30 protein-coding genes are annotated in these 24,339 nt (G+C 72.8%); 16 read left to right on the top strand and 14 right to left on the bottom strand.

Features of this window, described 5'->3' with window-relative positions:
- Complete coding sequence (locus tag HQQ85_RS10455; RefSeq protein ID WP_173182431.1) at positions 1-1,110, bottom strand: substrate-binding domain-containing protein; 1,110 nt, start codon at positions 1,108-1,110, stop codon at positions 1-3.
- 73 nt (positions 1,111-1,183) lie between these two features.
- A complete protein-coding gene (locus HQQ85_RS10450) occupies positions 1,184-2,197 on the bottom strand; it encodes an ABC transporter permease (RefSeq protein WP_173182430.1) in 1,014 nt (337 codons plus the stop codon).
- A gap of 220 nt (positions 2,198-2,417) precedes the next feature.
- Between HQQ85_RS10450 and HQQ85_RS10445 the strand changes: the two genes are divergently transcribed.
- Entirely contained in the window at positions 2,418-3,497 is a 1,080-nt protein-coding gene (locus HQQ85_RS10445) for an SDR family oxidoreductase (RefSeq protein WP_173182429.1), read from the top strand.
- Between the two features lie 50 nt (positions 3,498-3,547).
- Here HQQ85_RS10445 and HQQ85_RS10440 read toward each other — a convergent pair whose 3' ends face one another.
- Positions 3,548-4,564, bottom strand: a complete 1,017-nt coding sequence (locus HQQ85_RS10440; protein WP_173182428.1) for a PHP domain-containing protein — start codon at positions 4,562-4,564, stop codon at positions 3,548-3,550.
- Between the two features lie 112 nt (positions 4,565-4,676).
- On the opposite strand from HQQ85_RS10440, the gene HQQ85_RS10435 reads away from it, so the two are divergent.
- The gene (locus tag HQQ85_RS10435) at positions 4,677-5,597 is read left to right on the top strand and encodes a hypothetical protein (RefSeq protein WP_173182427.1); all 921 of its coding nucleotides are present in this window, start codon (positions 4,677-4,679) and stop codon (positions 5,595-5,597) included.
- 38 nt (positions 5,598-5,635) lie between these two features.
- Here HQQ85_RS10435 and HQQ85_RS10430 read toward each other — a convergent pair whose 3' ends face one another.
- Positions 5,636-6,160 (bottom strand): hypothetical protein, encoded by a 525-nt coding sequence (locus HQQ85_RS10430; RefSeq protein WP_173182426.1) that lies wholly within the window; start codon positions 6,158-6,160, stop codon positions 5,636-5,638.
- A gap of 122 nt (positions 6,161-6,282) precedes the next feature.
- Between HQQ85_RS10430 and HQQ85_RS10425 the strand changes: the two genes are divergently transcribed.
- The gene (locus tag HQQ85_RS10425; protein ID WP_173182425.1) at positions 6,283-6,480 is read left to right on the top strand and encodes a hypothetical protein; all 198 of its coding nucleotides are present in this window, start codon (positions 6,283-6,285) and stop codon (positions 6,478-6,480) included.
- Here HQQ85_RS10425 and HQQ85_RS10420 read toward each other — a convergent pair.
- Positions 6,452-7,381, bottom strand: coding sequence for an aldo/keto reductase family oxidoreductase (locus HQQ85_RS10420; protein WP_173182424.1), 930 nt, complete (start codon positions 7,379-7,381; stop codon positions 6,452-6,454). The genes HQQ85_RS10425 and HQQ85_RS10420 overlap by 29 nt on opposite strands.
- A gap of 108 nt (positions 7,382-7,489) precedes the next feature.
- Here HQQ85_RS10420 and HQQ85_RS10415 point away from each other — a divergent pair, with 108 nt between their 5' ends.
- A complete protein-coding gene (locus HQQ85_RS10415; protein ID WP_173182423.1) occupies positions 7,490-7,762 on the top strand; it encodes a hypothetical protein in 273 nt (90 codons plus the stop codon).
- Positions 7,763-7,843: 81 nt separating this feature from the next.
- Here HQQ85_RS10415 and HQQ85_RS10410 read toward each other — a convergent pair whose 3' ends face one another.
- Positions 7,844-8,713: a LysR family transcriptional regulator gene (locus HQQ85_RS10410; protein WP_173182422.1), complete on the bottom strand. Its 870-nt coding sequence runs from the start codon at positions 8,711-8,713 to the stop codon at positions 7,844-7,846.
- Between the two features lie 82 nt (positions 8,714-8,795).
- On the opposite strand from HQQ85_RS10410, the gene HQQ85_RS10405 reads away from it, so the two are divergent.
- Positions 8,796-10,088, top strand: a complete 1,293-nt coding sequence (locus HQQ85_RS10405) for an MFS transporter (protein WP_173182421.1) — start codon at positions 8,796-8,798, stop codon at positions 10,086-10,088.
- Between the two features lie 49 nt (positions 10,089-10,137).
- On the opposite strand, the gene HQQ85_RS10400 is transcribed toward HQQ85_RS10405, so the two are convergent.
- Positions 10,138-10,464 carry a hypothetical protein gene (locus HQQ85_RS10400; protein ID WP_173182420.1) on the bottom strand — a complete coding sequence of 109 codons (327 nt, stop codon included), beginning with the start codon at positions 10,462-10,464 and terminating at the stop codon, positions 10,138-10,140.
- Positions 10,465-10,692: 228 nt separating this feature from the next.
- On the opposite strand from HQQ85_RS10400, the gene HQQ85_RS10395 reads away from it, so the two are divergent.
- Genes HQQ85_RS10395 through HQQ85_RS10385 form a run of 3 tightly spaced genes read left to right on the top strand, consistent with a single transcriptional unit; the run spans position 10,693 to position 12,548 of the window.
- Entirely contained in the window at positions 10,693-11,163 is a 471-nt protein-coding gene (locus tag HQQ85_RS10395) for a MarR family winged helix-turn-helix transcriptional regulator (protein WP_173182419.1), read from the top strand.
- A gap of 48 nt (positions 11,164-11,211) precedes the next feature.
- Positions 11,212-11,577 (top strand): hypothetical protein, encoded by a 366-nt coding sequence (locus HQQ85_RS10390; RefSeq protein ID WP_173182418.1) that lies wholly within the window; start codon positions 11,212-11,214, stop codon positions 11,575-11,577.
- Positions 11,574-12,548 (top strand): aldo/keto reductase, encoded by a 975-nt coding sequence (locus HQQ85_RS10385; RefSeq protein WP_173182417.1) that lies wholly within the window; start codon positions 11,574-11,576, stop codon positions 12,546-12,548. Before HQQ85_RS10390 ends, HQQ85_RS10385 begins: the two co-directional genes overlap by 4 nt.
- Positions 12,549-12,676: 128 nt before the next feature.
- Here the strand turns inward: HQQ85_RS10385 and HQQ85_RS10380 are convergent, their stop codons facing one another.
- Both HQQ85_RS10380 and HQQ85_RS10375 read right to left on the bottom strand, forming a co-directional pair.
- On the bottom strand, positions 12,677-12,841 hold the full coding sequence (locus tag HQQ85_RS10380; protein ID WP_173182416.1) for a hypothetical protein: 165 nt from the start codon (positions 12,839-12,841) through the stop codon (positions 12,677-12,679).
- An 83-nt stretch (positions 12,842-12,924) separates the two neighbouring features.
- Entirely contained in the window at positions 12,925-13,182 is a 258-nt protein-coding gene (locus HQQ85_RS10375) for a DUF6458 family protein (RefSeq protein WP_173182415.1), read from the bottom strand.
- Positions 13,183-13,344: 162 nt separating this feature from the next.
- Between HQQ85_RS10375 and HQQ85_RS10370 the strand changes: the two genes are divergently transcribed.
- Both HQQ85_RS10370 and HQQ85_RS10365 read left to right on the top strand, forming a co-directional pair.
- Positions 13,345-14,010: a helix-turn-helix domain-containing protein gene (locus HQQ85_RS10370; RefSeq protein ID WP_173182414.1), complete on the top strand. Its 666-nt coding sequence runs from the start codon at positions 13,345-13,347 to the stop codon at positions 14,008-14,010.
- A gap of 82 nt (positions 14,011-14,092) precedes the next feature.
- Entirely contained in the window at positions 14,093-14,380 is a 288-nt protein-coding gene (locus HQQ85_RS10365; protein ID WP_173182413.1) for a PadR family transcriptional regulator, read from the top strand.
- 275 nt (positions 14,381-14,655) lie between these two features.
- On the opposite strand, the gene HQQ85_RS10360 is transcribed toward HQQ85_RS10365, so the two are convergent.
- The 4 genes from HQQ85_RS10360 to HQQ85_RS10345 all read right to left on the bottom strand — a co-directional run bounded on the left by HQQ85_RS10360 (position 14,656) and on the right by HQQ85_RS10345 (position 18,593).
- A complete protein-coding gene (locus HQQ85_RS10360) occupies positions 14,656-15,885 on the bottom strand; it encodes a glycosyltransferase (RefSeq protein WP_173182412.1) in 1,230 nt (409 codons plus the stop codon).
- Positions 15,882-16,757, bottom strand: a complete 876-nt coding sequence (locus HQQ85_RS10355; protein ID WP_173182411.1) for a galactosyltransferase-related protein — start codon at positions 16,755-16,757, stop codon at positions 15,882-15,884. Before HQQ85_RS10355 ends, HQQ85_RS10360 begins: the two co-directional genes overlap by 4 nt.
- Positions 16,754-17,833 (bottom strand): glycosyltransferase, encoded by a 1,080-nt coding sequence (locus tag HQQ85_RS10350; protein WP_173182410.1) that lies wholly within the window; start codon positions 17,831-17,833, stop codon positions 16,754-16,756. Before HQQ85_RS10350 ends, HQQ85_RS10355 begins: the two co-directional genes overlap by 4 nt.
- A gap of 118 nt (positions 17,834-17,951) precedes the next feature.
- The gene (locus HQQ85_RS10345; protein ID WP_173182409.1) at positions 17,952-18,593 is read right to left on the bottom strand and encodes a hypothetical protein; all 642 of its coding nucleotides are present in this window, start codon (positions 18,591-18,593) and stop codon (positions 17,952-17,954) included.
- A 159-nt stretch (positions 18,594-18,752) separates the two neighbouring features.
- Between HQQ85_RS10345 and HQQ85_RS10340 the strand changes: the two genes are divergently transcribed.
- From HQQ85_RS10340 to HQQ85_RS10325, 4 genes are read left to right on the top strand one after another with little or no spacing between them, the layout of a single operon-like run.
- Entirely contained in the window at positions 18,753-19,829 is a 1,077-nt protein-coding gene (locus tag HQQ85_RS10340; protein WP_173182408.1) for an alkene reductase, read from the top strand.
- Positions 19,830-19,864: 35 nt separating this feature from the next.
- Positions 19,865-20,890, top strand: a complete 1,026-nt coding sequence (locus tag HQQ85_RS10335) for a YhcG family protein (RefSeq protein WP_173182407.1) — start codon at positions 19,865-19,867, stop codon at positions 20,888-20,890.
- A gap of 48 nt (positions 20,891-20,938) precedes the next feature.
- The gene (locus HQQ85_RS10330) at positions 20,939-21,973 is read left to right on the top strand and encodes a DUF808 domain-containing protein (RefSeq protein WP_173182406.1); all 1,035 of its coding nucleotides are present in this window, start codon (positions 20,939-20,941) and stop codon (positions 21,971-21,973) included.
- On the top strand, positions 21,970-22,443 hold the full coding sequence (locus tag HQQ85_RS10325) for a GNAT family N-acetyltransferase (RefSeq protein ID WP_173182405.1): 474 nt from the start codon (positions 21,970-21,972) through the stop codon (positions 22,441-22,443). Before HQQ85_RS10330 ends, HQQ85_RS10325 begins: the two co-directional genes overlap by 4 nt.
- A 22-nt stretch (positions 22,444-22,465) precedes the next feature.
- On the opposite strand, the gene HQQ85_RS10320 is transcribed toward HQQ85_RS10325, so the two are convergent.
- On the bottom strand, positions 22,466-22,741 hold the full coding sequence (locus HQQ85_RS10320) for a helix-turn-helix domain-containing protein (RefSeq protein WP_173182404.1): 276 nt from the start codon (positions 22,739-22,741) through the stop codon (positions 22,466-22,468).
- A 62-nt stretch (positions 22,742-22,803) separates the two neighbouring features.
- On the opposite strand from HQQ85_RS10320, the gene map reads away from it, so the two are divergent.
- A complete protein-coding gene (gene map, locus HQQ85_RS10315; RefSeq protein WP_173182403.1) occupies positions 22,804-23,571 on the top strand; it encodes a type I methionyl aminopeptidase in 768 nt (255 codons plus the stop codon).
- A gap of 110 nt (positions 23,572-23,681) precedes the next feature.
- Positions 23,682-24,320 carry an LppP/LprE family lipoprotein gene (locus HQQ85_RS10310; RefSeq protein WP_173182402.1) on the top strand — a complete coding sequence of 213 codons (639 nt, stop codon included), beginning with the start codon at positions 23,682-23,684 and terminating at the stop codon, positions 24,318-24,320.
- The last annotated feature ends 19 nt before the right edge of the window (positions 24,321-24,339 follow it).

The following is a 24,339-nucleotide window of genomic DNA, read 5'->3' as shown; positions in this document are numbered from 1 at the left end:
TTACTTCAGGAGGTCGGCCTGATCCTGGGGCGACATCTCGGCGGAGAGGAAGATGTCACCGGGCAGGTCGGCCTCGCACTCGACGGGGTTCGGGGTGCCCGAGACCGAGTCCTCGAACACCGGGGCGTCGAAGGTGGTGGTGTCGGGGAGCACGCCGCCGGTCGCCTTGGCCACCGCGTACTGCACGGCGAGGCGCACGTTGTCGTTGCCGGTGGCGACCGTCATCATCTTGAAGTCGGGGTTCGCCTCCTGGTTGTCCGTCCAGAAGCAGCCGAGCACGTTGCCGTCCGAGGCGACCAGGGCGGGGATGGAGCGGCCGCTCTTGGTGAACTCGGGCAGCGCGCCGACGAGCGAGGGGCCGAAGTCGGAGACGATCACGTCGATCTCCGGGTTCTTGGCGATGGCGCTGGTGAGCACCTGCTGGGTGACCGCCGGGTCCCAGTTGGTGGGCTCGAACGGGGTCTCGCCGATGAACTCGTACTCCCCGCCGTCGCCGAGCACCGAGTTCATGCCGTCGAGCTCGTCCTCGCCCTGGCTGTTGCCCTTGGGGCCCGACAGGAAGAGGATCTTGGCGCCGTCGGGGAAGTTGGTCTTGATCCACTTCCCCCAGTTCTCGCCGTCGGTGGTGAAGTCGGCGCCGATCCAGGCGTCGTAGTCCACGCCGTCCTCGCCGCCCGGGTTCACGCGGTAGGGCACCGTGACGACGCCGGCCTGGTAGGCGCTGCGGAGGGCGGGCAGCATGGCCTCGCCCGCATCCGGGAAGACGACCAGCGCGTTGACGCCCTTGGCGACCATGCCCTGGATGTCGGCGATGGACTTCTGGGTGTCGCCCTGGCCGTCGGCGTACTCGTAGCCGGTGACGCTCGGGCACTTGGCGACCTCGTCGGCGCCGGCCGCGGTGGTGACCTTGCGCCAGCTGTTGCCGCCGAAGCCGTCGAGTAGGCCGAGGGTGATCTCGTTCGGGCCGCACCAGTCGGGGGCGCCGGCGACCGGGGCCCCGGTGGTGACGGTGTCGTTGGACGACGGGGCGCCCGAGCTGCACGCGGTGAGCGCGAGGGCGAGCACGCCGATGCTCGCCGCGGTCAGTGCGATTCGTTTGCGGATGGCCATGGGATGGTTCCTCTCACTGTGCGCGGCGCCTCTGCCGCGGGTGATTCTCGGGTTGGGGTGTGTTCGGGGGTGATCAGGCGGCTGCGCCGACGCGCTGCCGGGAGCCGAGCCGGGCGCGCAGGCCCGCCCAGTCGATGGTGTACAGCGCCACGCCGACGGCGAGCGCCGCGGCCTGGATGATCGAGCGCACCGCGAAGGGCACGCCCGCCGCCAGCACGAACTGGTCGAGCTGGCTGAGGAAGAGAGCCGCCACGACGGTCGCGAGCGGGAAGCCGCGACCGCCGAGGAGGCTCGTACCGCCGAGGACCACCACGGCCACGGCGGGGATCAGGTACGCGTTCCCCTGGAACGCGGTGGGCTGCGCGGTGATGCCGGCGAGCAGGATGCCCGCGAGGCAGTACAGCAGCTGCGCCCAGACGTAGGCCGCAGCCTGATGGGTGCGCACGCGCAGGCCGGTGGCCCGTGCGGCGACGGGGTTGGCGCCGACGGCCTCGAAGCGCCGGCCGGCCACCGTCTTCTTCACCAGCACGGTGACGAGGAGGAACGCGGCGAGCGCGAAGAACACCGAGTTCGGGATGCCGAAGCTCAGCCCGCCGGCGACGTCGCGGAGCAGCCGGGTGGTCGTGGTCGGGCTGCCGCCCGAGATGCCGAGCACCACGGCGAACAGCAGCGCGTTGGTGCCGAGGGTGGCGATGATCGCGTTCAGTCCGAGACGCCCGATCAGCAGACCGTTCAGGAGGCCCGCCAGAACGGCGAGGCCGACGGCGAGCAGCACGGCCGGCACGAGCAGCGAGTCGTCGCCGTTCGGGATGCGGCTGACCACGACGATCGACAGCGACACGGCACCGGGGATGGAGAGGTCGATGCCGCCCTGCTGCACCACGAGCATCTGGCCGAGGCCGACGCAGGAGAGCACCGCGGCGAAGGGGAGCATGCCGAGCAAGGCCCCCTGCGAGACGCTCGACGGGGCGAACAGCGCACTCACGACGAACAGCGCGATCACCGCGATGCCCACGGTCACGAGACCCCGCGAGATCGACCAGCGCGAACTCGTCAGTGCGGGTTGCCGTCGCTCCGTTGCGCTCATACTGTCTCCCTGGTGGGTGGGCTTCTGATGAACCCCTCATCGGGCTCGTCGTTGAGTATAGCTTTACACTTGCGACCAAGCGTTCACAACTGCTTTTGATAACTATCCGGTCAATTCGGCCTGTTCTCGGCGATCTTCCCGATTATCGGCCGCATCCACTGGGGCCTGCGTGAAGCAGAAGTGTACATTGGCTCTGAACACGCCGACGAAAGGGACGACCATGTCAACTGCTGGAGCCGGGCGCCGCGCGCTGGTGATCGGATCGACCGGGATCGCGGGGCAGGCCCTCTGCCGGCTGCTCCTCGAGCAGGGCTTCGAGACCTTCGGGGTCTCGCGGTCGGCGACCGCACCCGTGCCGGGAGTGCAGCCGATCGCCGCCGACCTCCTCGACGCCGAGGGACTGGCCGGGGCGCTGTCGGAGGTGCATCCCGAGCTCGTCTTCATCACGGCCTGGATGCGACAGCCGAGCGAGGCGCAGAACATCGAGGTGAACTCGGCCATCGTGCGGAACGTCATCGACGCGACCACGGGAGGCGGCACCGTCAAGCACGTGGCCCTGCTCACCGGGCTGAAGCACTACCTCGGGCCGTTCGACAACTACGCGACCGGCGTGATGGCCGACACCCCCTTCGAGGAGGAGTCGGAGCGCCTGGACAGCCCCAACTTCTACTACGCGCAGGAGGACGAGCTGTTCGCCGGCGCCGCCCGGCACGGCTACGGCTGGAGCGTGCACCGCGCCCACACCGTGTTCGGCTACGCCGTCGGCAACGCGATGAACATGGCGCTCACCCTCTCGGTCTACGCGACCATCTGCGCGCGCACGGGCGAGCCGTTCCGCTTCCCGGGCTCCGAGACTCAGTGGAACGGGGTCACCGACGTGACCGACTCCGACCTGCTGGCCGAGCAGCTCGTCTGGGCGGCGACCGATCCCGCGGGCCGCGACCAGGCCTTCAACATCGCCAACGGCGACGTGTTCCGCTGGCGCACGCTCTGGCCGCGGATCGCCGAGCACTTCGGCGTGAGCTGGGAGGGCTTCGACACCGAGCCCGCACCCCTCGAGGGCCGGATGGACCACGCCGACGAGGTCTGGCGTTCGATCGCCGCCGAGCACGGCCTCGCGGAGGCCGACGTGTCGCGGCTGGCGAGCTGGTGGCACACCGACGGCGACCTCGGCCGCAACCTCGAGTGCTTCACCAGCATGAACAAGAGCCGCGAGGCGGGATTCCTCGGCTTCCGCACCACCCCGGGCAGCTTCTTCGACAAGGTCGAGCGCTACCGGGCGTCCCGCATCCTCCCCTAGCGGGAGGCTGAGCCGTCAGCGGGCGGTTGCGCCGTCAGCGGCGGCTGCGGTCAGCGGGCGGTCCAGGCGAGCAGCTGCTCGAGGGGCCAGGTCGTCACGATGCGCTCGGGTGGGATGCCCGCCGCCGCCGCGCGCTCGGCACCGAGGTCGATGAAGCCGAGGTGGCCGGGCGCGTGCGCGTCGGAGTCGATGCTGAACAGGCAGCCCGCCTCGAGGGCGAGCGCGATCAGCTCGTCGGGCGGGTCCTGCCGCTCGGGCCGGGAGTTGATCTCGACCGCGACCCCGGCGTCGGCGCAGGCCGCGAACACGGCGTCCGCGTCGAACTCCGACTGCGGGCGCGTGCCCCGGGAGCCCTGCACGAGGCGGCCGGTGCAGTGGCCGAGCACGTCGGCGCGGCCGGAGCGGATCGCGGCGAGCATCCGTGCCGTCATCGGCCCCTTCTCGTCGCGCAGCTTCGAGTGCACGCTCGCGACCACCACGTCGAGCCGGTCGAGCAGCGCCGACTCCTGGTCGAGCGCGCCGTCGGCGAGGATGTCGACCTCGATGCCGGCGAGCAGCCGGAAGCCCTCGTCGCCCTCGGCGTTGACCGCGGCGACGACCTCGAGCTCCGCCTCCAGTCGCTCCGGGGTGAGCCCGTGCGCGATCTTCAGGCTCGGCGAGTGGTCGGTGAGCGCCAGGTACTCGTGCCCGAGCGCGCGGGCGGCGGCGGCCATCGAGGGGATGTCGGTCGTGCCGTCCGACCAGTCGCTGTGCGCGTGCAGGTCGCCGCGCAGCTGCTCGCGCAGCGCCTTCGCCCCGGGCCCGAGCTTCTCGCCGGTGCGGGCGCGCAGGGCCGCGAGGTAGTCGGGCACGCGGCCCTCAAGCGCCTGCAGCACGATCTCGAGCGAACGGTCGCCGATGCCCTTCGTGCGGGCGAGACGGCCATCGGATGCCCGTGCCGCGAGCTCCTCGGCGGGCAGCTCCCCCGCCACCGCCGCCGCCCGGCGGAACGCTTTGACCTTGAAGCCGGGCGCGAGCTCCCGCTCGAGCAGGAACGCGGTCTCGGTCAGGGCGTCGACGGGGTCCATGCCCCCGACCCTAGCCCCGCGCCCGCGGGGCCACGAGGCACCCCGGGCAATCGGCGCAAGGGGGCGGCGACGAATGATGCAGGGGGCATACCCTTCGACGAGGAGGTGGAGCATGGCGGCTCCGAGCGAGTACCTGCGGGCGAAGCGCGACGGGGAGTTCCGCGAGCGGGTGGCGCGGGCGTACGGCGGCGCGAACGACGTGCTCGACGCGCTCTGGTGGCGCGAGCATCCGGGATCGCCGACGCCCGCCGGGGTGGAGTCGCCCGCGGCCCGCCGCGCCGAGCTGCAGCGCACCGCCTTCGCGCCGGCCGCCAAAGGCAGCGCCGACGCCGTGCCCCGCGCCGACCGGGCCGCCGCCGAGCTGGCGCAGCTGGACGCGGCCCTCGCGAAGGAGCGGGAAGCCATCGATCGGGCCGTCACCCTGGCGACCGCTGTGGGAACCCCGATCGCGATCGCCGGTGCCGAAGCGGACGCCGACGGCGCTCCGACCGACGAGGAGGCCCTTCCCGCTCGGCGCCCGCAGCGTGTGCGGCGGCGTCTCGCCGGGGTCGCCGCCATCGGCTTCGTGCTCGCCCTGGTGGGCGGCGCCGTCGGATTCACCCTGGCGCAGGCAACGGGCGGGTCGCTCGCCGGGCTCGGGGCGGGCGGCGGACCGCCGTTCGCTGACGCCTCCGGCGCCCTCGCGATCTTCGACCGGCCCTCGCAGCCGGCCGACCAGCCGCCCGTGCTCTACGCGGTGCAGCTGCGCGAGGAGACCCTGCGGACGCTCTCGATGGCGGACACCCCGCTCTACGTCGCCCGCGACATCGACGACGACGTCTGCATCGTGCTGGTGCAGGACAACGGCACCTACACCGCGAACTGCGTGCCGCCCGACCGCTTCCCGTCGACGGGCCTGCTGATCCGCGGCTCGATCGCCGTCACCGGCCGGCCCTCGCAGGGCGACCAGCTGCCGCAGAGCTTCGTCGACGTGGAGGCGAGCTGGCTGCCGGACGGCACGACCGTGTGGGGGCAGAACCCGCAGACCCGGTAGCGGCGCCGCCGGGCTGGAGCCCGCGGCAGTCGGTCGGACTACGGTGTCGTCGTCTCCGCGAGCGCGGCCAGGACCCGCTCGGCCGCCGGCCCGTCGGCTCGCCAGACCAGCACGGTGTCGCCGGCATCCGGGAACTCGAGCCGGTGGAAGGCGAGGGTGAAGGGCTCGGGCGCGCCCGCCCCGAACTCCCATGAGCCGGTGAGGCGCTGCCGGCCGGAGTCGTCGGCGAAGGCGCGCGCGAAGGCACGGCTCTGCGCCGAGAGCTCGCCGACGATCCGCCGGAACTCCGGATCGGCGTCGTGCCGGTCGAGTTCCCGGCGCAGGGTCGCGGCGATGTGCTCGGCGAACCGGGGCCAGGACGCCTGGCTGTCGACCACGGAGTCGTCGAGGAAGGCCGCGCGGGCCAGGTTGACGCCCTCGCGGAAGAACGGCGAGACGGCACGGGCCAGCCGGGTGGCGCCGACGACGGTGAGGTACCGGTCGTGGACGATCACCGGGATGCCGTCGAGCGCGCGGAGCAGGCCGTCGAGCTCGTCACGGCGACGGAGCGGGGCTTCGGTCACGGTGCCTCCTTCGCACGATCGAGCTCCTGGTATTCAGGCCTCCTCCAGGTATAGGGCGAGGAGGGGCCCGGCGGCCCGACTGGTTGTCGGAATCCGTCCGGCACGGACGTAGGGTGTGCTGCATGGACGACGAGGAGCGGAGGCGGCTGGCCGACGAGCAGGAGCGGCGCGCCCTGCAGGCCCTCGAGACGATCGTGCACGGCGGCGACCTGGGGGCCGAGACGCTGGCGCTCTCGAACGAGTTCACCGACCGCCACACCGCGCGGCTGAAGGCCTGGCTCGCGGCCCGTCTCAGGGGAGGACGTGGCCCGCGGCCGTGAACAGCCGGTACCACTCCGGCCGGGTGAGCACGACGTCGGCGCCCGCGGCCGCATCGGTCACGCGCCCGGGGTTCGTGGTGCCGAGCACGACCTGGATGCCGGCGGGGTGCCGGGTGATCCAGGCGGTGGCGATCGCCATCGGCGTGACGCCGTAGGAGGCGGCGAGCTCGTCCAGCACGTCGTTCAGCTCGGCGAAGTGCTCGCGGTCGCCGAGGAACACGCCGTCGAAGAAGCCCTTCTGGAAGGGCGACCACGCCTGCAGCGTGATGTCGTGCAGGCGCGCGTGGTCGAGCATCCCGAGGCCCCGGTCGACCGACTGGTCGAGGCGCACCATGTTCGCCGCGACGCCCTGGGCGATGATCGGCGCGTGCGTGATGCTCAGCTGCACCTGGTTGACGACGAGGGGCTGGCGCACGGTGCGGGCGAGCAGGTCGATCTGGCCGGGCGTGTGGTTCGAGACTCCGAAGTACCGCACCTTGCCCGCGCTCTCGAGGGCGTCGAACGCGGAGGCGACCTCCTCGGGCTCGACCAGCGCGTCGGGGCGGTGCAGCAGCAGCAGGTCGAGGTGCTCGAGCCGCAGGGCGGCGAGCGACTCGTCGACCGTGCGGAGGATGTGCTCGGCCGAGAAGTCGAAGAATCCGTCGCGGATGCCGACCTTGGACTGGATGACCACCTGCTCCCGCTCGGCGGGCGTGAACGACACGGCGTCGCCGAAGCGGCGCTCGCTGCCGTGCCGCTCGCCGCCGTAGATGTCGGCGTGGTCGAACATCGTGACGCCGGCGTCGCGAGCGGCGCCGACGAGGGTGCGGATCTCCTCGTCGTCGAGATCGGCGATCCGCATCAGTCCGAGAACGACGGCGGAAACGGACAGGTCGGTACGGGCGATGCGCTGGGTCTTCATGGGTCCGAGCCTCCCGCATCCGGGGGGATTCGGCCACCGGCATTCCCGTTCCACCGGCAGACCCAGTACATTCTTGAGGAACCGTTGTTTTCTGGAGGGAATTACACCATGACCACATCCGCACCGCAGCCCGCTCCGGCCGGAACCGACTACCCGGGCAAGACCCTCGGCATCGTCGGCCTGATCGTCGCCATCTTCTTCAACCTGATCGGGCTGATCATCTCGGCGATCGCGCTGAGCCAGTCGAAGAAGGCCGGCTACAAGAACACCCCCGCGCTCGCGGGTGTCATCGTCGGCGCCGTGCTCTTCGTGATCGCCATCATCTTCTCGATCGTGACGGTCGTCGCGTCGATGTCGATGATGGGCAGCACCACCTACTGAGCCTGCGGCTCCTGCGCTCCGTGTCCCCGTTCGCTCGGGGGCACGGAGCGCTTTCGTTCAGTGGGGGGTGAGCATCCTCGTTCAGTCCGGGGCGCGCAGGGCCTCGGCCAGTGCCGCCAGCAGCGGACGACGGGCCGCCCCGCGGCGCACCGCCAGCGACACCACCCAGGGCGGGGGCGGGTCGGTGAGCGGCAGGCGCGTGCATCCGCTCGCCTCGATCACGTCGGGCACCACAGCCACCCCGAAGCCGGCGGCCACCCAGGGCGCCACGCTCGGCAGGTCGGGCAGCTCGGCCGCGAGGTGCCGCACGAGGCCCCGGTCGGCGAGCGCCCGATCGAGCTGCAGGCGGTTGCCGTAGCCCGGCAGCACGTCGACCCACTCCTCACCGGCGAGGTCGGCCAGCGACACCGCGGCGCGGCTCGCGAGCCGGTGCCCCTCGGGAACGAGCGCCACGAAGTCGAAGGTCGCGATCGGCCAGGCATCGAGCGTGGGCGGGGCCGGCACCGCGAGGAAGGCGAGGTCGAGACGCCCGTGCCCGAGATCGTCGGCCAGCCCGGTCGACCCGACGGGCGAGGAGACGAGCTGGATGTCGACGAGCGGATGCTCGCGCCGGAAGCGCCCGAGCACCCCGGGCAGGTCGAGCAGCTGCATGCCGGTGAAGGTACCGATGCGCACCCGCCCGCGCAGGCCGCTCCCCGACTCGGTGGCGGCCCGGCGCAGCTCCTCGGCGTCATCGACCAGGGCCCGCGCGAGCGGCAGCAGCACCTCGCCCGCCGCGAGCAGCCGCACCGACTTCGTGGTGCGCTCGAACAGCGCCACGCCGAGCTCGCCCTCCAGACTGCGGAGGCCCGCCGAGACGGTCGACTGCGCCACGAAGAGCCGTTCGGCTGCGCGGGTGACGCTGAGCTCGTCGGCCACGGTGACGAAGTACTCCAGCAGGCGGGTCTCCATGGCACCGATCATAGAGCTGATCGATGAGATTGTGCGGGATAATTCGTTGGACACGATGACGGCCGGCGAGCATCCTCGAATCATGACCGCACTGCTCTCCGAGCCTCGCACCGCCTCCCAGCCCGTCGTCCCGACCGCCGCCGACTCCCCCCGACCCGGGCTGCGCCTCCCGCACGGCGCGGGGTTCTGGGTCACCGCCGTCGCGTTCCTCGTGATGATGGCGTTCAACACGGTGCCGACGCCGCTGTACGCGCTCTACCAGCAGCGCGACGGCTTCCCGACCGTGGTCATCACGCTGATCTTCGCCGCCTACTCCACCGGCGTGATGCTCGCCCTCTACCTCGCGGGTCACCTCAGCGACCGGCTCGGCCGTCGCCGCGTCATCCTCACGGCTGCGGCGATCGAGCTCGTGGCGGCGGTGCTGTTCGTGCTGTGGCCGGATGCCGTCGGCCTCGTCGTGGCCCGTTTCGTAGCCGGCCTCGGCATCGGCGTGCTCACGGCCACCGCCACGGCCCACCTCGCCGACCTGCGGCGCATCGCCCGGCCCGGCGCCGGCATCGGCTTCGCCGCCACCATCGCGGGTGTGGCGAACATGGGCGGGCTCGCCCTCGGCCCGCTGATCGGCGGCGTGTTCGCCGAGTGGATCGCGGCGCCGCTCGTGACGCCCTACCTGGTGTTCGCCGCGGCCCTCGTCGCGGTCGGCTTCGCCTACGCCTTCGTGCCCGAGACCGTGACGCCGCCGACCGATCGCGCGCCCTACCGGCCGCAGCGGGTGCGCGTACCGGCCGAGAGCCGCGCCGCCTACTGGGCGGCCGGACTCGGCGGCTTCGCGGCGTTCGCCATCACCGGGCTGTTCGGCTCGGTCGCCCCGACCTTCCTCGCCCAGCTGCTGCACCAGGGCGACCACTTCGTCGCCGGTGTCGTGTCGTTCTCGGTGTTCGGGGCCGCGGCCCTGGCGCAGATCGTCTTCTCGCGGCTGTCGACCCGGCGCCAGCTGGTGCTCGGCGTCGCCGCGATGGCGGTGGGGCTCGTCGCCCTCGCCGGCGCGGCGCTCGTGGCCGGCCTGGCGGGCGACTCGGCGGCGGTGGCCGCGACCGTGCTGTTCGTCGGCGGCGGCGTGGTCGCCGGAGCCGGCGTCGGCCTCGTCTTCCGCGGGGCCCTCGCCACCGCGGGGGCGCTCGCGAGCGGCGGCAACCGCAGCGAGATCACCTCGGGCATCTTCCTGCTGGCGTTCGCCGGGATGACCGTTCCGCCGCTCGCCGTCGGAGCCGCCCTGCTCGTGCTGCCGCTCGTGCCCGTGCTGCTCGGCTTCGTGGCCCTCGTGCTGGCGCTCATCCTCTGGGCGGGGCCGCGGATGATCCGCACCACCCGCTGAGGGAGCGGCACGCGTCGGCTGCCGTCGAGGCAGCCGACGCTCGAGGCTCCTAGGAGTCGCCGCCGACGGCGGGCTCGCCGACGAACTGGTGCGCCTCGGTGGCCAGCTCGACCCAGTTCTGGGAGTCGGCGATGCCGACCCAGCGGCCGGCGACACCGGCCGGGGCGGCCGAGAGCGCCTCGGCGGGCACCGCGACGTCACGGCCCAGGAGGTCGTCGGCGCGGTGAGCGGGCAGGGCCACGACGAGCAGCTCGCCGTCGAGGGCGGCGAAGACCGATCCCTTCACCAGGAGGCTCGTGCCCTCGAGGGTCACGTCGTCGTCGGGGTCGGCCAGGAGGGCCCGGGTCACGTCGTCGAAGGCGGCGGGGTTCGTCATCGGAGCATCCGTTTCTCGCGGCCCGGCGAGCACCCGCTCTCGGGTGGGCCGGCGACCGCATCGCCGCCATTGTGCCGCACTTCGGCGCCGGCCGCCGCACCCGCGACGACGCCTCGGCCCGCCGCAGCGACGCGCGCGACGCGCCGTGCCCGATCGCCGTCGACAGCGTAGGGTGCACAGGGTGGGTTCGCGGGCCGGGGCTGCTGGAGAAGGGATCGTATCGCCGAGATGCTGAACGATCATGCCGAGAGGCTCGGTTCGGGCGACGTGCTCGACGCCCTGCAGGAGTACCTGGCGTCCCGCACCGCACTGCGTCGGCTGATCCGCGCCGAGACCGAGCTGTCCGACAGCGCCTGGAACGCCCTGGTCGAGCTGCGTGCGGAGGGCGAGCAGGGCCGCTCGCTCACCCCGAAGGAGCTGGCCTCCCGGCTGCAGCTGCGCAGCGCCTCGATCACCGCCCTCGTCGACAAGCTGGTGCGCCTCGGCCACGTCGACCGCACGACGAGCAGCGTCGACCGGCGCGGGCTCTCGCTGAGCATCACCGACTCGGGGATCGAGTTCATCGACCGCCACGACCGGGCCCGCGAGCCGGAGCAGGCCGTCGCCGCCCGACTCGACCCCACGGCGGCCGAGCTGGTGGTGCGGGTGCTCGACGAGCTGAGCTCCGCCGCCGGCCGCTCGTTCTCCGCCGCGGAGTGAGCGGGGATCGCTAGGCTGGGCTGGTCACTCGATCAGGAGGAGTCCGAGGTGCCGTTCCGCAGCAAAGAGGTGCTCGAGTCGTGGCTCGCCGAGTACGAGTCCGAGTCGGGACCGGGGTCGGGAGCTCAGAGCATCGTCGAGTACACCGAGGTCGCCGTGCAGGACGGCAGTGACGGCTCCGACACCGGGCTCGTCGTCATCGCCCTGAGGAACGCGACCACCGACGTCTACATGCAGCCGGTGGCGCTGGGCGACCCCCGCTGGGAGGTCACCTTCGCCGCCCGCGACCGCGATCTGGCACTCAGCACGGAGGACGTCGTCGCCCTCTCCCAGGAGCTCGCCGCCGCTGCCGAGCTCTGCTCCTACCTCGAGCGCCGCTCGCTCGAGCACATCCAGGCGCTCGAGGGCGCGTGACCGACTCCGCCGCCGCCCCCGAGCCCGGGGAGGCCGGCGGCCTCTCGTCCCGTCTCGGCCTCGGGCTCGCCGCGCTCGGCCGCCCCGCGTACATCACCGCCGGGCGGGCTGCCGACCTCGGCCCCGCCGGCGACCGCTCCGTCGAGGCCCTGCGCGAGCGCGCGCACTCGCTGCTCGACGCGGCCTGGTTCCTCGGCATCCGCTACCTCGACGCCGCGCGCTCGTACGGCCGGGCGGAGGAGTTCCTCGGCTCGTGGCTCGCCGCGCATCCGGGCCGCCGGGACGAGCTCACGATCGGCTCGAAGTGGGGCTACGAGTACGTGGGCGACTGGCGGGTCGACGCCCCGGTGCACGAGCGCAAGGAGCACAGCCGGCGGATGCTCGACCGCCAGTGGCCCGAGACGCTCGACGCCCTCGGCACCGCCCCCGACGTGTACCTCGTGCACTCGGTCACGCCCGACAGCCCGGCTCTGACCGACCCGGCCCTGCTCGACGGGCTCCGCGGGATCGCGGCCGAGGGCGTTCGGATCGGCTTCTCCACGAGCGGCCCCGCCCAGGGCGAGCTGATCGAGCGCGCCCTGGCACTCGAGGACTCCCCGTTCTCGGCCGTGCAGGCCACCTGGAACCTGCTCGAGCCCTCGGCCGCTCCGGCCCTCGAGGCCGCGAACGACGCCCGCTGGCTCGTCGTCGTGAAGGAGGTGCTGGCGAACGGCCGACTGACCGCGCAGGAGGGCTCAGCCGAGGCGCTCGCCCTCGCGGAGGCCGACGGCCAGCCGCTGGAGGGCCTGGCGGTCGGGGCGGCGGTCGCGCATCCGTGGGCCGACATCGTGCTGAGCGGCGCGGTCACCCGGGCGCAGCTGCGGGCGAACACCCTGGCGCGGGTGCCCGGCCTCGGCGAGGAGCGGCTTGCGACGCTGGCCGAGCCGGCCGACGGGTACTGGGCCGCCCGGTCGGCACGCGCCTGGGCCTGACCGGCCCCTCCCCCGGGAACGCCGAAGGCCGGCTCCGTGGGGCGGAGCCGGCCTTCGAGGTGGTGCACCCGTGGGCGGGTGCGACGGACGCCACGAGCGCGTCGGTCGGATCAGACGCGTCGGTCGGATCAGACGCGACGGTTGCCGGTGAGGAACCGCACCAGGAACACGATGATGGCGAGCACCAGCAGGATCGCGCCGACGTACAGCAGGAAGTTCAGCGACGAGACGAACCCGCCGGTGAGGAGCAGGATGACGGCGATGACGGCGATGATGATGACGAGGATGTTCACGAGTTCTCCTTTGTAGGGGTGAGGGCCGCAGGATCACGGCCTCGTTTTCGACGCCTCGTGGGCGTACGGGGGTGGTGCCGACGTCAGACGAGCGGGTCGCTGTCCGTCGTGCGGCGGGTGACCTGCTCACCGCTGGCCGGGTCGACGGCCGAACGGGTGGTGGACACCGACGAACGCCGGCGCAGCATGAGCACGAGGCTGATCAGGAACACGACGACGCCGGCCCCCATCAGGATGTAGCCGATCAGGGCCAGGTTGATGAACCCGCCCAGGTCGACGTTGACCGCGAAGGCCAGGATGGCCCCGATGACGAACAGCGCGATACCGGTACCGATACCCATGAAGTGGTCCTTTCGTCCGCGCCCGGGGGCACGATGGTGGAGAACGAAGCGCTCCTGGCAATCGTCTGACTGTCGCTCGCGTGCCGTTCTCCGTCCTGCCTACCATGATTGAGTCAGCAGCGATTGACTCAATGGAAGTTGTTTTAAGCGATGACCGAAGCGATGACCGATCTGAAGCGGCGGGCCGCGGTCTTCGCGGCGCTCTCCGATCCCACGCGGCTGTGGATCGTCGACCTCCTCGTGCTGGGCGATCTGTCGTCCACCGAGATCCAGTCCGCGCTCGGCGTCCCCTCGAATCTCGTGGCCCATCACGTGCGTGTGCTCGAGAAGACCGGCATCCTCACCCGCACCCGTTCCGAGTTCGACGGTCGGCGCACCTACCTGCACCTCGTGCAGACGGCGTTCGACTCGCTGATGCCCGGGCTCCTCACGCTCGGCGGCCGGGTGGTGTTCGTCTGCACGGCGAACTCGGCCCGCTCCCAGCTCGCCGAGGCGGTGTGGCGCACCGTCAGCGCGATCCCCGCGGTCTCGGCCGGCATGCGGCCGGCCCCTTTGGTGAATCCCGGTGCGGTGGCGGCCGCCCGGCGGCACGGGCTGTCGCTCGATCCCGACACGGTGCCCCGGCACGTCGACGACGTGGTGGGCGAGGGCGACTTCGTGATCAGCGTCTGCGACGCGGCGCACGAGCAGCTGCACGGCTCCGACGACCTGCACTGGTCGCTGCCCGATCCGGCGGCCGACGGCAGCGACTCGGCGTTCGACCGCACCGTACGCACCCTGCGCGAGCGCGTCGGGGCCCTCGTCACCCGGGTGGCCCCCGCGGCGTGAGCCGGCACCGTCTCCGTGATCGGGGTGACGGATGCGCGGCGACTCGTTGTGGCCGACGGCGACGCCTCGCTACATTGGGCCCATGCAACCGCTGCAGCGAGTGACCGCTCCGACCGTCGACGTGCTGACGGCGATGCTCGGCGGCACCGAGCCCATCTGGGGCCTGCGCATCGTGAAGGAGTCGGGTCGGCCCTCGGGCACCGTCTACCCGATCCTCGACCGGCTGGAGCGCCAGGGCTGGATCAGGTCGACCTGGGAGGAGCTCGGCAGCCGCGAGAGCCCGCCGCGCCGGCTGTACGAGTTCACCGACGAGGGCGAGGCAGCGGCCCGCGAGATCCGGGACGCGTTCCTCGCGAAGCACCGGGGCTGACACCCGGTTCCGGGGGTGGCTCCCCCGGTTGGGAGTCGCAGTCCCACGGCATCTGCACTAGCTTCTGCACTGTGTCCACCGATTCACCGCGCACCGAGCTCGCTCCCTGGCTGCGGCGGATGGACGTCTCCGACCAGATCTTCCTCACCGGCACCGTGCTCGTGCTGCGGGAGATCCGGTCCCGGCGCGCGGACGACCTGCCGGTCGTCTTCGACGAGCGCCGGCTGTGCACCGCTCCGACGCCCGACGAGGCCGCGCGCTACGCGACCGAGATCTCAGCCGCCTACCGCGATCAGCCGGCCCTCGCCGCCCCCGACGGAGTCGACGAGCACTGGCGCATCAGCAGCATGACGGGAGCGATCGCCGCGCGCATCCGCTCGGCGTACCCGTCCCTGGACTGAGGCGACCCCGTCGCGGCGGCGCTCGAGCAGCCGCTCCAGCTCGGTCTCGTAGGCGTCGATCATGCCGCTGAGCGAGAAGCGCGCGGCCTGGGCGCGCGCGACGGCGGGCTCGACGTCGGCGGCGGCGCGGATGGCCGCGGCCAGCGAGACGGGCCGGTCGTCCACGGCGACCGCGCCGGCCGCGGCCCGCACGAGCCCGAGCACGGTGCCCGCGCCCGGGGCGACGAGCTCGGGCACGGCGCCGTGCGGCAGCGTCGCGACCGGGGTGCCCGAGGCGAGCGCCTCGACGACCGAGAGGCCGAACGGCTCCTCCCAGACCGGGCTCGCGATGAAGACCGATCCGGCGGCGTAGAAGGCGGGCAGGGCATCGTGGCCGAGGTGGCCAACGTACTCGACGTCGTCGCTGAGCAGGGGCTCGATCTCCTCCGCGAAGTAGCGGGGGTCGGCGATCGGGCCCGCCACGCGCATCCGGAAGCCCGCCTCGCGCGCCGCGGGGATGGCGATGTGCAGGCCCTTCTCGGGTGTGATGCGGGCGGCCCAGACGGCCAGGCGCTCCTCCCGCGGCACGTCGACGCGCCAGCGCTCGAGCGGGATGCCGTTCGGGATGCTCAGGACGCCGGGCAGGCGCGGCGCCCAGGCGCGGGCGTTCCGCGGCGAGACGGCGACGTAGGAGTGCAGGGGCGACGGCGACCAGCCCGGGGCGTCGAGCAGGGCGTTCACGTCGTCGAGCGTCGGCGGCGTGTGCAGCACGGTCATCATTGGGCGGTCGCGCAAGGCCCGGTAGGGCAGGCTGCTGAGGGAGTTGTTGATGACGACGTCCCAGTCGCCGGCGGCGATCAGGTCGAGGCTGTGCTGGCTCGCCTCGGCGAGGAAGCCCGCCTGCTGACGGCGCACCAGCGGGGTGGCGGCGAAGACGAACTCGAAGTCGCTCGGCACGAGCGGGTGCAGGGCGGCCGAGGTGAGGGAGCCCTCCTTGGCGAACAGCGTCACGTCGTGACCGCGGCGCACCAGTTCGTCGGCGAGCATCGCCGTGTGGGCCTCGGTTCCGCCCTGGAACGGCTCGGCGATGGGGTGGTGCAGGTGGCAGAGGATGGCGATTCTCATGCGGCGTCCGTTCGGGTGTCGGGGCGGCCCGCGGAGGCGGGCGCGGGGCGGGCGGTGAGGAGGTGCGGCTCGGGTGTTCGGGCGTAGCGGTCGGTGACGGGGTCGTGGGTGACGAGGCCGAGCTCGGCGAAGGCGTCGAGCCAGCCGCGCATCGGCACGGCGCCCCACTTGGCGGCGAAGCGGTCGGCGTTCCGCAGGATGTCGTCGAGGTGCTCGACGGGCGGGTCGCTCACCGGGTGGTGCTGGTGGTCGGCCTCCGCACCGCCGACGAAGAGCAGCTCGACGCCGGCGGCCCGGGCGGCGAAGCCGAAGTCGGTGTCCTCGCCGCCGTAGCCCCGGTAGCCCTCGTCGAAGCCGCCGATGCGCTGCCAGGTCGCCGGGGTGCAGGCGAACGACAGCGACCAGAACAGCTCGTGGGCGGCGGGTTCCCGGATGCCCGGCCGCGGTCTCGGGCGGAAGCCGTGCACCGTCCCGAGCGCCTCGAAGGTCTCCGGGCGGGCGTAGTCGACGCCCTCGGGGAGGTAGGCGACCGAGCCGGTCAGCAGCGCGTCGGGCTGCTCGCGGGCGGCGCCGGCGTAGGCGTCGAGGAGTTCCGGGCGGGGCAGGCAGTCGACGTCGAGGAAGACGAGCAGCTCGGCGCCGGCGGCGATGGCGGCCTCGGCCCCGGCGTTGCGGGCGGCCGCGAGCGGGAGCGCGCCGTCGGCCCGCACGCGGAGCACGGTCGCGTCGCCGGCGGTCGGTATCTCGATCGGCGCGTCGTCCATGGCGACGACGACCCGGACGGTGTCGGCCCGCTGCTCCCTGCGTAGCCACTCCTCCTGACGGGAGAGATGGAGGCGGCGGCCCGCCACCGCGGTGATCAGCGCGATCACGCGGCGGTGCCGATCTGCTCGGGCCCGGCCGCTGCGGCGGCGCCGAGCCGCTGCAGCAGCTCCGCGATGCGAGAGGCGGCGCCTCCGTCGTTCCAGCGCTGCCAGTCGGCGCCGTTGAGGGCGGCGGCGGTGCGGTGGGCGGTGGCCCAGTCCGTGCGGGCGAGCTCGGCCGGGGCGATCACGAGGCACGGCAGCTGCGCCCTCGTCAGCGCCTCGGCGAGATGCTCCTGCTCGGCGTGCGGGCGGGCATCCGGAACCAGGATCGCGGGGCGGCGGGCGGCGGCGACCTCGGCCACCGCGTTCGAGCCGCAGTGCGAGAGCACCAGGGGGGCGGCGCGGAGGGCGGCCCAGACCTCGGCCGGGCCGGCGTCGCGGAGGTGGCGCACCGGATGCCCGGCCGCCTCGAGGCCCGCGGCGGCGAGGTCGAGCGGGTCGGCACCGCGGCCGCCGGCGCCGTGCAGCACGAGCGCCTCGGGGGCGGTGGGGCGGTCGGGCGCGGGGCGGTCACCGGCCGGGTCGGGGGCGAAGCGGCTCAAGGCGCCGACGCGGTGCAGGCGGTCGGCGGGCACGGAGGCGGCGGCCGGTCCGACGCCCTCGGGCCAGGGCGCGATCACGGCGTCGGAGAGCTCGTAGGCGAGGCGGTGCGCCGGGTCGTCGCGGAGGCCCGGGAGGGTGAAGCTCACCACCGGCACGCCGAGCAGGCGCACGAACGCGGCGATCTCGGCCGAGACGTCGACGACGAAGAGCTGCGGGCGGGTCTCGGCGACCCACGCGGCGATCGCGGCGAGGCGCTCGGTGTGACCCGCGGAGTCGGTGGGGGCCCAGTGCAGGCGGCCGTGGGCGGTGCGGCTGCCGCCGATGTGGTTGGGGGCTGCGCCCGGGCCGGCAGCTGCGGGCGTCGAGTCGAGCGGCAGGTGCACGGTACGGGCGTGCGGGCTCGCCACGGGGCCGGCGGCGGAGGTGAACACCGTGACCTCGGCGTCGAGCAGGGGGATGACCGAGCCGGCCGTCATCCGGTGGCCCGCCCCGCGGTGGTGCACGTACCATCCGATGCGGAGGGGGCGCGGGGTCGACATAGGGATGGCGTTCCTTCCGGGAGAGGGGCCGATATGGCCCTCTTCTCCGTCTACACGCATCCGGGCGCGATGGAAGGGGCTTGCCGCCCCGGGGCGATCAGGGCATGATCGCGCCCCCTCAGACCGGCTCGCTCATGTTCTCGAGCAGCGTCGGCAGGGTGCGCTGCACGTACGGCGAGGAGTGGAAGCCGGCGGCGTCGGCGCCGGTGAGCAGCCAGGTCTCGAACGCCCGCTCGTAGGTGTCGAGGATGACCCGCACCGACCGCACCGGCGAGCTCGCGAATCGCCGGCCGAGCTTCGCCATCAGATCGGCGTGCACGTCGACCAGGGCGTCGAGGAAGAGCTTCTCGGCCTTCAGCACCGCGTTGCCCCCGTCGCTGCGGCGGAGGGCCCGCGCCCGGCGGTCGGCGCGGATCAGCATGCCGTCACGGTCGAGCGGCCAGGAGTCGGCGAGCGCCACCGCGGCCTCGGCGAAGGCCGCCGGTCCGCCCTGGGCCATGGCGGCCGCACTCGGCTCGAAGGCGGCGACCCCGCCGCGCAGCCTCGCGGCGCAGTCCTCGACCAGCCCGTCGGTGACGGCGTCGAGGAACGCGTCGTCGTCGGGGAAGAGTGCCCGGAACGAGTGCGGGTGCACGCCCACCTGGCGGCAGATGTCGTCGATCAGCTGGGGCGTGACGCCACCGGATTCGGCGAGCGGAACCCGGGCCGCCGTGGCGAGCCGCGCCATCACGGCCTGCCGCTGAATCTCGATCCTGCTCACGGTCATCCTCCGCCGTCAGCCTAGCGGCGGGCCCAGGTGGGAAAGCCCTGAACGCCGGAATCGCCGGGGCGGAGGGACGGTTCGGGTGAGGGGCGCGGGAGCGCCCTGCGACGCTGCGGCCGGGCATCCGCTCGACCGCCGAAGAACCGAAAGGCCCTTATGAAGCTGTTCACCCCTCTCATCGCCGGCGAGCTCGAGCTGCCCAACCGCGTCGTGATGGCGCCGATGACGCGGCTGCGGGCCGACGAGCACGGCGTGCCGACCGAGCTGATCGCGGAGCACTACGCGCAGCGGGCGAGCATGGGGCTGATCATCAGCGAGGGCGTCTACCCGAGCGCCGAGTCGCGGGCGTACCCGGGGCAGCCCGGCATCGTCACCGACGAGCAGCAGGAGGGCTGGCGGCGTGTGGCCGACGCCGTGCACGAGGCCGGCGGCCGCATCGTGATGCAGCTGATGAACGGCGGCCGCGTCACGAACACCGCCATCACGGGCACGCCGCGGATCGTCGCGCCGAGTGCCATCGCGATCGGCGGCGAGACCCACGGGCCCGACGGGTCGAAGGCGCCGTACGGGCTGCCGCACGCGCTGACCACCGCTGAGCTCGCCACCGTGCGCGCGGAATTCGTGGCCGCTGCCCGCCGCGCGGTCGACGCCGGGTTCGACGGGGTCGAGCTGCACGCGGCCAACGGGTACCTGCTGCACGAGTTCCTCTCCCCCGCGTCGAACGTGCGCACCGACGCCTACGGCGGGTCGCCGGCGGCCCGCGCCGCGTTCGTGATCGAGGTGGCGACCGCCGTGGCGTCCGAGGTCGGGGCCGGGCGGGTGGGCATCCGCATCTCGCCGTCGCACAACATCCAGGACGTGCTCGAGACCGACGCCGACGACGTGCGCGCGACCTACACGGCGCTCGTCTCGGGCATCGCTCCGCTCGGGCTCGCGTACCTGAGCATCCTGCACGGCTCGCCCTCCGACGAACTCGTGCAGTCGCTGCGCGCGGCCTTCCGCGGGGTCTTCGTGGTGAACAGCGGATTCTCGGAGATGACCTCGCGCGACGAGGCCCACGCCCTGGTGACCGACGACCTGGCCGACGCCGTTGCTGTCGGCCGCGCCGCGATCGCGAACCCCGACCTCGTGGAGCGCTGGCGTGGCGCCCACCCCGAGAACGCCCCCGACCAGGCCACCGTCTACGCCGCGGGCGCCGCCGGCTACACCGACTACCCCCGCCTCACGGTCTGACCCTGTCGGTGCCGTCGGCCCGGTAACATGACGATATGTCAGAAGTCCGGGTCGGCGGGTATGCCGATGCTCTGCTCGCACTGAAGCGTCGCGTCCACGAAGCGCGCTACGAGGTGCAGCGGCACGCGAACACCGCGATGGTGCTCCTGTACTGGGACATCGGCGCGGTGCTCGCGGAGCGAGCCGCGAACGCCGACTGGGGCAGCAAGGTCGTCGAGCGCCTGGCCCGGAATCTGAGCGCCGAGTTCCCCGAGACCAAGGGCTTCTCGCGCCGCAACCTGCGCTACATGCGGTCGTTCGCCGAAGCCTGGCCTGACCGCGATCTAATTGTGCAACGCTCCGTTGCACAATTGCCCTGGGGCCACATCATCGAGCTGCTGACCCAGCTCACGGGGCCCGACGATCGCGACTGGTACGCCGATCGCGACCTGGAGCACGGCTGGACGAGGGCGGTTCTGGCCCATCAGATCTCGACCCGGCTCCGCGACCGCGAGGGGGCCTCTCCGTCCAACTTCGCCACCTCGCTCGAACGCTCGGACTCCGAGCTCGCGCAGCAGATCACGAAGGACCCCTTCACTCTCGGCTTCCTCGCCATCGACGCCGACACGAGCGAGCGGCAGCTCGAAGATCGTCTCGTCGAGCGGATCATCGACACCCTTCGGGAACTCGGCCCGGGGTTCTCATTCGTCGGGCGACAGGTGCACTTCGAGATCGACGGCGACGACTTCTACGTCGATCTGCTCTTCTTCCACGTCCAGCAGCTGCGCTACGTCGTCGTCGAGCTCAAGACGACGAAGTTCGATCCACGGCACGCCGGCCAGCTCGGGTTCTACGTCGCACTCGTCGACGATCGATTGCGCGACCCGGGCAAGCACCAGCCGACGGTGGGCATGCTGCTCGTGAGCGAGAAGAACGAGACCGTGGTGCGGTACGCCCTCGCCGGGGCAGGCCAGCCCCTCGCAGTATCGCGGTACGAGCTCGCGCCCGCCGTGCAGGCGTCACTGCCGAGTGAGGATGCCCTGGTGCGGATCGCAGAGGCCGACCGGGGGCGGAGCCGGTAGCGTGGGAGGCGGGCGCCGTCGTGGGGCGGGCCCGGCGAGGAGGGGTCGATGTCGGTCGGGTTGCTGGCGGTGGTCGACGACATACTGACGGCCGCGCTGAAGGCGAGCGCGAAGACCGCGGGGGTCGTCATCGACGACGCCGCCGTCACGCCGCAGTACGTACAGGGCCTGACGCCGGCGCGCGAGCTGCCCGTGGTGTGGAAGATCGCGCTCGGCAGCCTCGTCAACAAGTTCGTGATCATCATCCCGATCGCGCTGCTGCTGTCGGCGTTCGCGCCGTTCGTGCTGCCGTTCCTGCTGATCATCGGCGGCACCTACCTCTGCTTCGAGGGCGCCGAGAAGGTGCTCGAGTGGTTCGGCCTGCACCACGACGCCGGCGAGACCGAGGCCCGCGACGAGAAGAAGCTGGTGTTCGGGGCGATCCGCACCGACCTCATCCTGAGCACCGAGATCATGCTGATCGCGCTCGACAGCCTCGACCCGGCGCTCGGCATCTGGATGACCCTCGGCGCCCTCGCCGTGATCGGCCTCGGCATGACCGCCCTCGTCTACGGCGCGGTGGCGCTGCTGGTGAAGATCGACGACGTCGGGCTGCGGCTGATGAAGAACCCGTCGCGGGGCGTGCGCCGCACGGGGGCGCGCATCGTGGCGTCGATGCCAGCGGTGTTCCGCGTGATCAGCATCGTCGGCACGGTCGCGATGCTCTGGGTCGGCGGGCACCTCGTGATCGAGAACCTCGCCGAGACGTTCTGGCACGGCCCGCACGACGTCGTGCACGCGATCACCCACTCGATCGAGGCGGCGGGCCCCGTCGTGGTGTGGATCGTCGAGACGGCCTGCTCGGCCGTCTTCGGCCTGATCCTCGGGCTCGTCGTGGTGGGCGTCGTGATGCTCGTGCGCCGCGTGCTCCCCGGAGGCTCGGAGGGCCATGGCGCCGGTGGGCACGGCGCTGCCGGCGCTGCTGATGCTGCCGGCGCTGCTGGTGCCGCCGGGCACGACGACGGCGGGAACGGCGCCGCTGGGCACGGCGACGGCCACGGCACGAGCACCGGCGCGGGTCGCGGCAGCAGCGCCGGGCGATGACCGATCCGGTGGCGGTGCGCCGCGCATCCGTCGCCGACCTCGACGCGGTGGCCCCGCTCTTCGACGCCTACCGCGTCTTCTACGCGCTGCCGAGCGACCCGGCGGCGGCCCGCGCCTGGCTCGAGCAGCGGATGCGCACCGGCACCTCGACCGTGCTCGTCGCCCACCGGCCCGATCCTGACGGCCCGGGCGGCCCGGCGCTCGGCTTCAGCCAGCTGTACCCGTCGTTCTGCTCGCTCGAACTCGCGCCGATCGTGGTGCTGTACGACCTCTTCGTGACTCCGGATGCGCGGGGCGCCGGCGTCGCGTCAGCCCTCCTCGAGGCGGCCCGGGAGTTCAGCGAGGCGTCGGGGGCGGCGCGGCTCGAGCTGTCGACGGCGCACACGAACGTGACGGCGCAGCGGCTCTACGAGGCCCGCGGGTGGCGCCTCGAGGCGGAGTACCGGCACTACGAGCTGCCGCTGCGCTGAGCCGCGGCGGCGGCGAGTGATCTCAGGACGCCAGCGAGCGCGAGGGCTGCTCGACGTGGGGCGATATCTCGCTCCACACCTCGTCGAGCGAGAGGCCGAGCACGCCGGCGATCGACGCGATCGTCGAGAAGGCCGGCGTGGCGACGCGGCCCGACTCGATCTTGCGCAGCGTCTCGGGCGAGACCCCGGCGTCGAGCGCCGTCTCGAGCAGCGGCCGCTCGCCGCGCGCCCTCCGCAGCAGCGCGCCGAGCCGGCGGCCGCGTTCGACCTCGGCGGGGGTGAGCGGCAGCCGGACCATGCCTCGATCCTACCGGAGCCCGGGATAGTATTACCGGGATAGTTATTGGAACAAGGAGCACCATGATCGAGATACTGAGCCCACGCGAGCTGCCGCGGGCACGGGCGGCCGGAGCGCTGGTCGGCCGCGTCCTGCGCGAACTGAGAGGGCGCGCATCCGTCGGCACCAGCCTGCTCGACATCGACGACTGGGCGCGGGAGCTGATCCTCGAGGCCGGCGCCGAGTCCTGCTACGTCGACTACGCCCCCTCGTTCGGCAGCGGCCCGTTCGGGCACTGGATCTGCACCTCGGTGAACGACGCCGTGCTGCACGGGATGCCCTCGGCGCACGTCCTGGCCGACGGCGACCTCCTGACGCTCGACCTCGCGGTCTCGCTCGACGGCATCGTGGCCGACTCGGCCATCAGCTTCGTGGTGGGCGCAGCGCGGCCGGCCGAGAGCCTCGCGCTGATCGACGCCACGGAACGGGCGCTGGCCGCCGGGATCGCCGCCGCCGTGCCCGGTGCCCGCATCGGCGACCTCTCGCACGCGATCGGCACGGTGCTCACCGAGGCCGGCTACCGCGTGAACACCGAGTTCGGCGGGCACGGCGTCGGCTCGACCATGCACCAGGATCCGCACATCTCCAACACCGGCCGACCCGGCCGCGGCTATCGCCTCCGCCCCGGCCTGCTGCTCGCTCTCGAGCCCTGGGCGATGATCGGCACCGACCGCCTGGTCACCGATCCCGACGGCTGGACGCTCCGCAGCGCCACCGGTAGCCGCACCGCCCACAGCGAGCACACGATCGCGATCACCGAGGCGGGCCCCGAGATCCTCACCCTCCCCTGACCGCCCCCTGGCCGCGCGGCACCGCACGGCGACCGCCGAGTGGCGTGCGGAGAACCGCCGAATGCCCGAGCGGCCTCGACGCCACGGCCGAAGCGGAGCAGGCTGGAGTGATGGCACCCACGACGAGATTGATGACGGCCGCGACGACCGGGCGGGCGGTTCGCCGGGCGGGCTGGCTCCCGGTGCTGGTGCTGGCGGTGGCCGCGACCGCCGGATGCTCGGCCGGCACCGCGAGCACCGGTACGGCGTCCCCGACCTCCGCCGCGCCGTCCCCGTCCGCACCCGCACCCGCACCCAGCCCCACTACGACCCCCGCACCCTCGCCCGAACCGGCGGCGTGCGGCCCGGCGAGCGGCCAGGAGGCCGCCGCCTCGGGCATCGCCGCGCTGCCCGCCCCCGCCGGTCTCGAGGGCATCCCCTGGGACGCGGCGAACGCCGACTACTCCGGCTACGACCCCTGCGCCGCGCTCTCCTGGTCGCTCGTGACGCTCGAGGGCGCCACCGCGAGCACGCCGACGGCTGTCCTCCTCTTCCACAGCGGCAGCTACCTCGGCACCGCTACCGAGAAGGCCTACGGCTTCACCCCCACGGTCGAACGCACCGCCGACGACGCCATCGCCGTCACCTACCGCTTCCTCCAGGGTTCCGAGTCCAACGCCGAGGCCTCGGGCCGCGCCACCGCGACCTTGACCTGGAACGCCGCCACAGGCTCGGTCGACCTCGCCGGCGACCTCCCGCCCACCGGCTGACCGCAGGCGACGCCACCGC

It is taken from the genome of Herbiconiux sp. VKM Ac-2851 (genome assembly GCF_013205105.1).
Classification (GTDB): Bacteria; Actinomycetota; Actinomycetes; order Actinomycetales; family Microbacteriaceae; genus Herbiconiux; species Herbiconiux flava.
The sequence above is the reverse complement of the archived record's forward strand: the minus strand, read 5'-3'. Positions and strand labels throughout refer to the sequence as shown.